10 protein-coding genes are annotated in these 11,175 nt (G+C 65.2%); 1 reads left to right on the top strand and 9 read right to left on the bottom strand.

Annotated features, from left to right (window positions below; all coding sequences use genetic code 11):
• On the top strand, window positions 1-1,182 hold a 1,182-nt coding region (locus NP3_RS24290), incomplete at its 5' end, for a cytochrome P450 (protein ID WP_063043914.1).
• 132 nt (window positions 1,183-1,314) lie between these two features.
• On the opposite strand, the gene NP3_RS24285 is transcribed toward NP3_RS24290, so the two are convergent.
• The 9 genes from NP3_RS24285 to NP3_RS24245 all read right to left on the bottom strand — a co-directional run bounded on the left by NP3_RS24285 (window position 1,315) and on the right by NP3_RS24245 (window position 11,174).
• On the bottom strand, window positions 1,315-2,154 hold the full coding sequence (locus NP3_RS24285; protein WP_063043913.1) for a hypothetical protein: 840 nt from the start codon (window positions 2,152-2,154) through the stop codon (window positions 1,315-1,317).
• Window positions 2,151-2,888 (bottom strand): ABC transporter ATP-binding protein, encoded by a 738-nt coding sequence (locus NP3_RS24280; RefSeq protein WP_063043912.1) that lies wholly within the window; start codon window positions 2,886-2,888, stop codon window positions 2,151-2,153. The genes NP3_RS24285 and NP3_RS24280 overlap by 4 nt, the downstream gene beginning before the upstream one ends.
• Before the next feature lie 15 nt (window positions 2,889-2,903).
• Window positions 2,904-3,386: an MTB12 C-terminal domain-containing protein gene (locus tag NP3_RS24275; RefSeq protein WP_063043911.1), complete on the bottom strand. Its 483-nt coding sequence runs from the start codon at window positions 3,384-3,386 to the stop codon at window positions 2,904-2,906.
• Between the two features lie 107 nt (window positions 3,387-3,493).
• A complete protein-coding gene (locus NP3_RS24270) occupies window positions 3,494-4,306 on the bottom strand; it encodes an SAM-dependent methyltransferase (RefSeq protein WP_063043910.1) in 813 nt (270 codons plus the stop codon).
• A 553-nt stretch (window positions 4,307-4,859) separates the two neighbouring features.
• Window positions 4,860-5,927, bottom strand: a complete 1,068-nt coding sequence (locus tag NP3_RS24265) for a hypothetical protein (protein ID WP_157124518.1) — start codon at window positions 5,925-5,927, stop codon at window positions 4,860-4,862.
• Window positions 5,928-6,133: 206 nt separating this feature from the next.
• Complete coding sequence (locus NP3_RS24260) at window positions 6,134-7,228, bottom strand: serine/threonine-protein kinase (protein WP_084508899.1); 1,095 nt, start codon at window positions 7,226-7,228, stop codon at window positions 6,134-6,136.
• A 390-nt stretch (window positions 7,229-7,618) separates the two neighbouring features.
• Window positions 7,619-8,752, bottom strand: coding sequence for a Kelch repeat-containing protein (locus NP3_RS24255; protein WP_169814571.1), 1,134 nt, complete (start codon window positions 8,750-8,752; stop codon window positions 7,619-7,621).
• Window positions 8,753-8,757: 5 nt separating this feature from the next.
• The gene (locus tag NP3_RS24250) at window positions 8,758-9,948 is read right to left on the bottom strand and encodes a Kelch repeat-containing protein (protein WP_063043906.1); all 1,191 of its coding nucleotides are present in this window, start codon (window positions 9,946-9,948) and stop codon (window positions 8,758-8,760) included.
• On the bottom strand, window positions 9,945-11,174 hold the full coding sequence (locus NP3_RS24245) for a Kelch repeat-containing protein (protein ID WP_084508895.1): 1,230 nt from the start codon (window positions 11,172-11,174) through the stop codon (window positions 9,945-9,947). Before NP3_RS24245 ends, NP3_RS24250 begins: the two co-directional genes overlap by 4 nt.
• Window position 11,175 lies beyond the last annotated feature (1 nt).

Here is an 11,175-nt window from a genome sequence, read left to right as displayed (position 1 = left end):
GGCAATCTCGTTGTCTATGTCATTACCGATTTCGAACTACTCCACAAGGTGTTGGTAGAGAACTCCGATGCCTACGAGCGAGGGCTCCTCTTCGAACGCATCCGTCTCATATTCGGGGAATCGCTGATCGTCGCGGATGGTCAGCAACACAGGGATCTTCGTCGTCTGCTGCAACCAGCGTTCCATCGAACAGAGTTGGAAAGCTACGCGCAGATCATAAAGCGTAACGCGGATGCGTTGGCGAGTTCATGGCGGCCAGGCCAGATTGTCGAGGTCCGTTCCGCATTGCTGGCGTTGGTGATCGCCAACCTGCTCGAGTCCATGTTCTCGCACGAACCCGATACCGAGGAAATACAACTTATCTCGGGTCTGATCGCGGACATAGGCGCAGGAGCCATAGTAGGCAGTGTCTTGCCCAAGAAGCTGGCGAGCCTGCCATTGCCGGTGAACCGCAAATTCCTGTCGGCTGGAACGCAACTGCGGGACTACTGCCAGGAGCTGCTCGTCGCCCGCCGGGTCAGCGGTGACCGCCGGAACGACCTGATCGATATCCTGCTGAATTCTTCAGATGCCGAACATCGTAGTGACCAGTTCCTGGCAGAGCAGGCCGTGACCATTCTCTTCGGCGGTATCGACGCCTCGACCGCCACGCTGACCTGGGCCCTGCACGAATTATCACAGCGTCCGGAGGTGGCTTCGAAACTGAAGCACGAGATCTCCGCCGCAGGAGAACTCACCCCCCGAAGCCTCGACCAACTCGACTACCTGAACCGGTTCCTGAACGAGGTCACGCGGACCCATTCGCCACTACTGCAGACCAGACGCAGCGTCACCACCGTCGAACTCGACGGTTTCACACTTCCCGCTGGGACCAATATCGGCTACAGCATTGCAGCTATTCACCGCAACCCGCACATTTTCGCCGAGCCGAACACTTTCGACCCCGATCGGTGGTCGCCTTCGAACTCTGGGGCGAAATGCAGGAGCTTCGTCCCGTTCAGCATGGGCAATCAGATGTGCATCGGTAATAATTACGCCTGGGTGGCACTGCAAACCACTCTCCACAGTCTGCTGTCGAAGTGGGAGTTCCAGCCGGTCACAACCAAGAAGCTCCCGCGAGTTCTCGGTCCGATCCCTGGGATGAGCAGGCTTCCGCTCGAGGTTCATCCAGTCTCTGTGTAACGGCGCGGCCGAAAGCTGTGACCCCGCAGCGGATTTCCGGACTTCGGTGCCATCAGTGGCTCGTTCATCACCGCGCTGCGCGCCCTCGGTCGAACAATCGGCGCCGTAGCCACCGGGCTCGTAGGACTTGGCTCAGGTTGTGCCTGATTTGGTGAGCGTCGTTCTGCGATGTCCGGACATCCGGCGAATGAGGATCGGTAGGACGGCTGTGGTGACGAAGAGGGCGACGGCGACGAGGATGAAGTAGAGCAGAGATCCGGTGCGGCCGAAGCGAGGGAGGAAGGCGACTTCCTGGCCGGTCGCGGCGACGGCGTTGAGGAACGGCGCGTAGGCCTGCAGGGTGTATCCATGGGGTAGCAGATTGATGGAGTTCTCGGCTACATAGACCCAGAACAGGAGGACTGCGACGGCGGCGGACGGAGTGCGGATCAGTGACCCGACCGCGACACCCACTCCGCATGCGGCGAACGCGTAGCTCGGGACGGTCCAGAGGAACCGGATACCGGCGGAGTCGGTGATGTCCACCGCCCCATAGATTTTTGGGAACTGGTGTGGAAGCGTGACCATGACGACGACGAGCAGAACAGTTATCGATACCGCCGTGATGGCGCCGTAGTAGATCCAGCGGGCCAACGCGACCGTCCAGGACCGGGGAAACAGGAAGGCATTGAGATCGCTTGTCTGACCGCGCCATTGGGTGGCGTGGGCGTAGGCGGTGGCGACCATCATGACCGACACGGACAAGGTGATCACCCAGTACACGGAGTTGGTGGTGGAGACCGTGGCTACGTAACTCTGTCCGGGAAGGTCGGCGAGTCGTTCTGCGACGGCGGCGATTGCGAAGGTGACGACCAGCGGCAGCACGAACGTGAGAGGGACAGCGACGGTCCACAGGAAGCTGCGTCCGGCGGTGCGGGTCCATTCGGCGGCGACGCCGCGGCGGATGAGGGTAGTTGGACCGGGACTGTTCATCGGGCCACGCCGGACGTGAGATGGGTTGGCAGGCCAGCGATTCGCAGGTAGGCGTCTTCGAGGCTGGTCTCGCCAGGACCCAGGGTGTTCATGAGGTGGGCGAACGGCTGGTCGGCCAGAATGCGCCGGTCCCCGAGGATGACGATGTGGTCGGCGTTGCGTTCGACCTCATCGAGCAGGTGCGTGGCAACCAGGACACAGGTCCCGGCATCGGCGAGCTGACGCAGCAGTTCGCGTATCCAGCGGATGCCCGCGATGTCGAGGCCGTTGAGCGGTTCGTCGAGCAGCAGGGTTCGCGGCTCGGAGAGCAATGCGGCGGCGATGCCGACACGTTGGAGCATGCCGAGCGAATAGTGCCCCAGCCGACGATCGGCGACCCGGACAAGGTCGACGATCTCGAGGACGTCGCCGACCCGGCCGGTTGGTAGTCCACGAGCGCGGGCGATCCAGCGTAGGTGCCGACGTGCGGAGTGGCGGGGGTCGAAAGCTCGGTAGTTCAGGTGCATTCCGAGAGTTGCCGGTGTGGTGTTATGGGCACGGATGAGGGTGCCGTCGACCCGGACGGTGCCGATGGCAGGCGCGATGACGCCACAGATACACCGCAGCAGCGTGGTCTTGCCGGTCCCGTTGAGACCGATCAGGTAGGTGAGTGCCCCGTCTGCCACGGTCAGTTCGGGGACTTCGAGGACGGTGACGCCTGGGTAGCCCAGGGTGAGGTCACGGATGTCGATCACGGCGCTCGGAGCCGGTCAGAAGTCGCAGGCCATCGCCAGCCCAACGGCCTTGACGCCCTCGCACACGGAGCTGTTGGACAGCTTCCAGACACCATCGATACGCTTCCAGACCACGCGCGCAACCAGATCCGGTTGTCCCGCTGACTTGCTGCGCAGCATAGCGGTGTGCACGTTGCCGTCGTGGGTTTCGGGACCGGTGATCTCATTCGACCCGCGCGGAGCTCGGTACCAGCCGATGTTGTAGAGGGTGCGCGCAACCACGACCGCCCTCATGCCGCCTTCCATATTGGCCGCCTTGGCCTCGTCGGAGGCGGGTGTTTCAATCAGGAACGCGACCTGGGCGTCGAGATCGTCCAGGGTGGGGACCTCCCGGGTGATGAGGAACTCGCCGGGATCGGCGGAGGCGACAGGGGCATTGGCAACTGAGGCGCCGGTCGTGACCACGGCGACCGTTATGATCGCCGACACGACACCAGCGATATTTTTGAGGGTCTTCATAATTTCATCCTCTGATCGACTGGGACAGCACCTGCTGCACGCTCAAATGTGCAGGCGGCCAACAATAAATTGGCGAGTTCGAGATTACTCGTGTTCATGTCGGATCCTCAGGGTTTGCGGCCGATGGCACCGAGCATGACCATTCGAGTGTCTGGCAAGTCGGCGCGGAGCCACTGTTGTACCGGCACCACACCAGGTTCGAGCAACTCGAAGCCAGCGAAGAATGCCTCCGTCTGTGCTGTGGACCGAAAGGCGACTTGGGCTGAGGTGTCGTTGGTTCCGGCGAGCACCTGGAGTATCTCTGGGGCGGAATCAATGGAGCCATGACTGATCGTCAGGTAACTGCCTGGGGCCAACTGATCGCGGAAGGCGGCGATGATCTCGGCGGGGTGTTCGTCGTCCATCACGTAATGCAGCACACTGATGAGCGTGATAGCCACTGGCTCGTTGAAATCGATCAAGGCGTGGTTCTTCAGCTGATCGAGGATGTCGTGGGGACGACGAACGTCGCCCAGAAGTGCTGTGACACCGCGTGGTTTGGCCAGCAGCGCGTCGCAATGGGCGTGCACGACCGGGTCGTAGTCGACATACACCACCCGCGCCGACGGCTCGATCTCCCGAGCCACCTCATGCACGTTGGGCGAGCTCGGGATACCCGAGCCGAGATCGAGGAACTGACGGATACCGGCTTCCGCGGCCATCTCGACCGCTTTGAGCATGAAACTCCGGGTGAACCAGGCCAAGGTCTTGATTTCGGGTGCGCGAGAGAGCATTTGATCGGCCATGTCCTGGTCGATCTCGCGATTGTCCTTTCCGCCCAACAGGTAGTCATACACCCGGGCCGAGTTCACCAGACCGGGGTTGAACGGTTGAGGCGTTCGGTTGTTCTCCGACGCCGGGCCTTCAGTTCCTTCGACCACGGGTGTAACCGTAGCGTGTAACCGTAGCCGATCGGTACCCCTCAGACGGGTGCTCCTCCAGAGATCTGTCGCCCGGATGTGGTGGAAGTATGCGTTGCCCGAACGAGGCGCTGCTCCGCCCGACCGAACCGCCCCCCGATCCGAGCCATCGACGAACCATGCTCCGACACAACATAATCCAACACTCCACTGCATCTACCCAGCACTTACTCCCAACCGCTGTCGCTGGTGGGGCTTGGACGTGTGCGCGGCACCGTCGAAGAGTTCGTCGCCACCGGTGTTGGTGCCACTGTCGGCAGCCCAGTTGACGACGAAATTCCAGAGCTGATGATCGGGGTTGGAGTACGGCTCCCGCTTGCGCCGCGTTTGCGGTCTTCTCCCCCGAACGTCACGGTGAGGACCGTGCTTTCCGCCCGTTCACCTCGATTTCGGCGATTGTCACCTGCGGGTCGATCATTTGCCTGCCCTCCGTGTACTGCCAGTCAGTACCGGGGCCATTAGAATGGGGACAAACCCTCGGTTGCAGCACAATTCACGGCTCGTTCCGGCCGTTTCACAGATCTGTTCCAGCCAAGGCGACTGCGTGTTCTACCGCCGACCGCGCCCGTTCGACGGTCGTATAGCGGCCCAGACCGCATGGGGCCGCGACGTCCAACAGGCCGCCGTAGGCCGACTCCGCCGCCACCAACCCCTGTCGCGCTTGCGCGAGCGGCTGCGTCGGATGCGCAAGCCCGGCGATAACACGCGTATTGGCAGGCAATTCGAGGCGTGCCAGGGGCGCGTAGTACCGCGGCCGAACCGGCGCCTGTCTGCCGTCGCCGATGGGCAGGTGGACGAAATCGAGACGCCTCCCCGCAGGCCAGTATCGCGCTATCGCATTGGCCAGCGCGACGACCGGGGCCGTCGATCTCGGCGCCACGACCGGCTTGTCGTCGAGGCTCCCGTAGCACAAGTGCACACCGAAACGGGAATCATGGGGCGCCCGTGCGACGAGGCGTGCGATCGCTCGACCCGCCACGGCGGCCGGGCCCTGCCGCAGGCCCGCAGGTGTCCCCGCGCAGAGGAGCGTCTCCGCTGGCAGTTCGAGTTGGAATACGACGTTGTCCCGCAACGCCGCATGGATACGGATGATCTCCCTGACAGTGGCGTCGACAATCGGGCGGTAATAGGGGAAGTCTCGATCATCACGGCCAGCCGAGCCTCGACGCAACATGAGCATCCGCGCCTCGAAGGCGATGAAACCGATGACAAAGGGCGTCGGTATGCCTACCTGCAAACGAAGTCCGGGATCAGTTCGGCGCATATCGACCAACGCGTCCATGGCACGCCCGGCCTCCTCCGCATAGCCGAGCGCGGCGTCGATATCGGCTTCGCCCAGCGATCGGCCTGCCCGAAGCCGAAAGGTGTCGCGGGAACGCAGCGTCGACCAATCACCTTGGCGCACAGGCGCAAGCGCCGGGAACTTCCCGAGCCGGTCGATGATGGGCCTGACATACCACTGGGCGCGATATGGATCCGCTTCACCGCCCGGAACCATGCCGTCCAGGAATTCACCCGCTGTGTCGACAGCGAACGCCATTGCCTTCTCTGGACTGTCCAACTGTGCGGGCAAGCTGCCCACGAAGTGAATCCTACGCTTGGGCTGCACAGCGTCAGTGTCGCATATCGGCCGTCCCCGAGACGCGGGTGTTCCCACGCTATTCCGGCGGCCACCGCAACGACGCAGCATCACGCCGAGCAATCGCCATGGATTGGGAACCTTCGGACCTGCGGAGGTGCCGGTGGGCGTATCGGCGAGCTCGAGTGTCGATTGGAAGCGCGCGATCATCATCGCGGACAGGAATCGGAGGGCGAGCCCAACGGGGGTGCTGTTGGGACTCCTGGGTTGTTCGCCGGTGTCGGACTCGTCGTCACGCAGGTGACCGAAATCGGTTGTGCAGGTGGTGATTCCCGATGTATACGAGCACTGATCACCCACCAGGCAAGGGCTGCTGTGACCGCGAGAACGACGATCCACGTCCATCCGGGCCGATTGCGGGTTTGTGGTTGTGAGGTCGGAGTGATCCGTGTGGCGGCAAGCCTGGATGGGTCCACAGTGGCTGTGGATGTGGGTCCCGCGTCGAGCGCGGCTCGTGCCGCCGCGGCCAGGTCCCCGGCTGTGCGATAACGGTCGCCCGGATACTTCGCCATCCCGCGCGCGATGACCGCATCGAATGCGGAAGGAACCGTGGCCGATGCGGACGGTCGCGGCGGCGGCGCATGCAGATGTGCGGTGATCTGCTGCTCGACACTCTCACCCGGGAACGGCTGGGAGCCTGTCAAGCATTGGTACAGAACACAAGCCAGGGAGTACACATCCGAACGGGCATCACAGGTGCCGTGCTGGAGTCGTTCCGGTGCCGTGTAGGCGAAACTGCCGATCGCCGCACCCGTGGTGGTCAAGCTGGATTCGCCGCTGACGACGGCAATACCGAAATCGATGAGATACGCGAAATCACCCGCGGTGATCAGAATGTTCGAAGGCTTCACATCCCGGTGCACGAGCCCAGCCCGATGCGCCGCATCCAGGGCTGAACCGACCTGCCGGATGTATGCCACCGCAGTGTCGTTCGCTATCGGCCCGGCAGCGAGCAGGGCGGCGATATCGTGCCCCTCGACCAACCTCATATCCAAATACAGGCGCCCGTCGATCTCGCCGTAGTCGTGGATCGGGATGACGTGCGGTTCGCTCAACCTCGCCGCGGCGTGCGCCTCGCGCCGGAACCGCTCGCGATATTTCGGGTCGTGCGCCAGATGTTGCGACAGCACTTTGAGCGCTACCGCGCGATCGGTCTCGGTGTCGTAGGCCCGATAGACCTGACCCATACCACCCGCACCGAGTAACTCGAGGAGCCGGTACCGCCCGAATGCAGTGCCATCCACGCTGTACGAGTACCACACCCAAGCCCCGAGCTCTACCGAATCACGCCTTCCACAACAGCATTCGTAGCTGTCGCCGAAAACAATCCGAATCCCGCCTACCTGCGATAGAGCAATCGCCACCATGGCCACGACCGCTACCATGGCCCGTCACAACGAACGGTCGACCGGCTCGGGCGCCGCCGGTGCCTCGTCGACTCGGCGTCCATCGCCCAGCCACGCACGGCGAGGTCCATTGCTACCGTATGGACGCGAGCGAACGCCGCACATGGCAGCTCAGCGGGGCTGCTTTCCGAGCACCTTCAACACGGAATCCGCGCAAAGCCTGACCCGCCGACGGAGGACGCGGCACACATGCCCCCACCAGGATTCTTCCAATACCTCTCCCATCGTCTATGCGGCGGTGAATATCTCGGCGGTATCGAGCAGTCCGTCACCATATCCGTCGTTACCGTAATTGCCACCGGCGACGAGGATTCGCCCGTCGGTCAGCACCGCCGAGGCGAAGTCGTAGCGTCCGGCGGCCATCGCGGCGGTCGGGGTCCACACATCGATATCGGGCCGATAGCGGTACGTGGAGATGAAACCGCAATTGATGCTGTGCTCGTCGGCGCCGCCGAAGACGAATACCGCGCCGGAGTCCAGTGCGGCGGCGTGGTGGCGGGTCCGGCCGTGCGGTAGGCGCGCGGCCGTGGTCCAGCGGCCGGTGATCGGATTCCAGCGTTCGACCGACGCCAGTGAATGGTCGTCGGTGATCGGCCCCGGCCCGGGACTGCTGCCGCGGTTCGTCCCGCAGATGGCCAGCGCACCGCCGTCCGGCAGTGGTACCAGCCGATGCCAGGCCCGCGGCACCGCCATTGTGCCGGTCGCACTCCAGGTTTCGGTACTCGGGTCGAAGATCTCGCAGAAGGCGAGCGGGGTGTAATCGAAGTCACCGACGCCGAGATAGCTGCCGCTGACCAGGACGCGGCCGTCGGCGAGCAATGCCGTCTGCGGGTCGATCCGGGCATCGATCATCGGGTCGATGATCCGCCAGGTGTCGGTGCCCGGATCGTAGATCTCGACGCTGTCGATCGCCTGGACGTATCGTCCGCGCACCGTACCGCCACCGGCGACCAGCACCCGGCCGTCCCGCAACTTCGTCGCGCTGTGCCCGAACCGGGCCCGGGTCATGGATGTCTGTGTCGGCGTCCACTTCTCGGTGCCCGGGTCGAACCGCTCTGCCGTGCCCACCACCTGGAACGGAAACCGGTAGACACCCTGGATACCGCCCGCCGCGAGCACCGACCCGTCCGGCAGACGGGTCAGGCTGTGTGAGCGACGGCCGACCGACATGGGCGTGGTCGCCGTCCACGTCACGGTGTCGGGCCGGAACAACGCCGCCGTCGCCATCGCCTTCGAGGACGCGTCCGAACCGCCCGCCAGCAGCGCCCTGCCGTCGGTCAGCCCGGCCAGGGCGCCGTCGGATGCGAAAAACCGGTTCTCCGGCGGGAGTTGGCCCGCTGAATCCCAGACGTCGATCGCCACCCGTGTCATCGTGTTCCCTCCGGTGGTGTGTAGAGCTCGGTGGTGTCGGTGAGGTTCCAGATGTTCTTCGACTGGTCCAGATCGTCCACGCCGCCCGTGACCAGCACCCGGCCGTCGAGCAGCGGAACCGCGGCGAATGCCCAACGCCCCGTGCGCAATCCGGCCGCTCGTCGCCAGCCGCGCGTGCGTGGGTCGTAGAGGGCGCAGCTGCGGTAGCCGACCGCCAGCGCTGGTGCGCTGCCGCCCCCGACGACGAGGACCCGCCCGTCGTGCAGCGGCACCGCGCGATGCCAGAGCCGGGCATTGGGCAGATCGGCGTCGCGGGTCCAGCGGCCGGTCGCCGGATCGAAACGCTCTGTGGTCCAGTCTCCGTGGGCGTTGTAGACCCAGCCGCTGACCATGCCGGACCAGCCGCCGCCGGTCACCAGCACGGTGCCGTCGGCGAGCACGGTCGCGGTGTTGTTCCACCGCGGCCGGGCCATGCTCCCGGTCGGTGTCCACGCTCCGGTGTGTGGATCGAAGATCTCACACAGCGCGAGCCCGGTGTAGCTACCGGCCCCGACCGCCGACGCGCCACCGATGACCAGCACCCGGCCGTCGCGCAACAGGACCGCGCGATGGGTGTCGCGGGCCTCGTTCATCGGCTTGGTCGCGGTCCAGGTATCGCCGACCGGGTCGTAGATCGCGGCCTCGGCCGTACTGGCGAAGGTGCCCTGGCGCAGGCTGTACCCACCGGCCACCAGGACCCGGCCGTCGGCGAGCCGGGTGGCGGTGTGCGCGGCGCGTCCGACGGCGAATTCGCCTGCTGGCGACCAGCTTCCCGCGATCGGGTTGTACCGTTCGGCGGTCGCCAGCCCGGGCGGACCCGATGCCAGCCCGCCCACCGCAAGCACCGTGCCGTCGGCGAGCAGCGTCGTGCTGTGAGTGTGCCGTGGCGCGGCAAGCGAGCCGGTCATGGTCCACACGCGAGCGACCGGATCGAAGACCGCGCAGGTCGGCACCGGCGCGAAAGTGGCGTCCGTACCACCCACGAGCAGCACGCGGCCGTCGTTCAGGACGACCGCATTGTCGTCTGGCGCCTGCAGATTCACCGCGACGGGCAGCCGCCCCGCCGCACTCCACGCGCCACCGCCCGGCACCCGGATGACGGCGGCCTCCGTTTCCGTTGCCGCAGAAGGGTTCACGAAGGTGATCACGGCGTGAACACCTCCGCGGTCGCTGTGACATCGTCGACACCGACGATCGCCGCCGCCGCACCCGAGCGCACGACCCCGCCCGCCGCGAGCACCTTGTCCCCCGCCAGCAGTGCGACGGCGGGCGCCCAGCGGGGCACGGCCATCCGCGCCACCGGCGACCAAGTCTTGCCCGCGGGATCGTAGAGCAGGCAGTCGCGATAGCCGGTGTCGAAGACGCCGCTGTCGGTACCGCCCAGCACCAGCACCCGATTCGTGGCCGGCAACTGGACCGCGCGATGCTGGCTGAGCCCCCAGGGCATTTCGGTGTCCGATGCCCAGCTGCCCACTCCGTTCGCGTCCAGGGTGAAACGTTCGCAGGTGGACAGACTGTAAGTGCTGATCTGCCCGTCGTGGGGAATGCCGGGCACGTCACCACCGATCGCCAGCACCGTGCCGTCGTTCATCAGTACTGCCTGATGCCCCTTGCGCGGCGTGCGCATACTCGCGGTGGTCGACCAGCTCGCCTTGTCCGGGCCGGTACTCGGATCGAAGATCTCGCAGTAGGCCAGGGCCGCGTACTGGCCGCGCCCGATGGTGATCGCCCCGCCGACGACCAGCACCTTGCCGCTGTTCTTCAATCGCAGGGCCGCGTGCCCGAACCGGATGTCGGTCATGGGTTTCACCACGGTCCACGTGTTCGTCGCCGGATCGTAGATCTCCGCGGAGCGCAACGCGCGGTTGGTATCGCCCGTGCGGGCCGAGCACCCACCGGCGACCAGGACGGTGCCGTTGGCCAGCAGCGTGGCCGAATGCGAGAAGCGCGGTTCGTTCATGGCGGCCACCGGCTGCCACGATCCGCCGTTCGCCGGGCTGAACATCTCCGCCGTGTCGGTACCGTGTGCCGGGACCGACACCGGCCCGGTGATGCCGCCGGTAACAAGCACCCGGCCGTCGCCGAAGGAGGTCACCGCGTGCAGCCGCCGCCTGCTCTGCGGCTGACCCGTGGTGGGCGTCCACTTGCCCGAGCCCGGGTCGAGAAGTACTGCCCGCGGCAACGGATTTCGCCGCCCGTCTTCGCCGCCGGTCAACAACACGTGACCGTCGGGCAGTGCGACGGCGGTCGTGTCGGGCTGAGCCCAGAACCCCGCGGCGGGCAGTGTGCCCGCCGTCGCGGTCCAGGATCCGAGCACGGGTGCGGCGTCGGCTCGAACCATCCTTGGCCGCAATCGATCCAGAGGCAATGTCATA

It is taken from the genome of Nocardia pseudovaccinii NBRC 100343 (genome assembly GCF_001613225.1).
In the GTDB taxonomy this organism is placed as follows: Bacteria; Actinomycetota; Actinomycetes; order Mycobacteriales; family Mycobacteriaceae; genus Nocardia; species Nocardia pseudovaccinii.
Note: the sequence above shows the minus strand (reverse complement) of the source record. Positions and strands in the feature narration are given on the sequence as shown.

What these genes read in the sequence shown, in the direction of transcription:
- NP3_RS24245 (WP_084508895.1), bottom strand. Translation starts at nt 11,174, where the DNA reads ATGACATTGCCTCTGGATCGATTGCGGCCAAGGATGGTTCGAGCCGAC.
- NP3_RS24275 (WP_063043911.1), bottom strand. Translation starts at nt 3,386, where the DNA reads ATGAAGACCCTCAAAAATATCGCTGGTGTCGTGTCGGCGATCATAACG.
- NP3_RS24285 (WP_063043913.1), bottom strand. Translation starts at nt 2,154, where the DNA reads ATGAACAGTCCCGGTCCAACTACCCTCATCCGCCGCGGCGTCGCCGCC.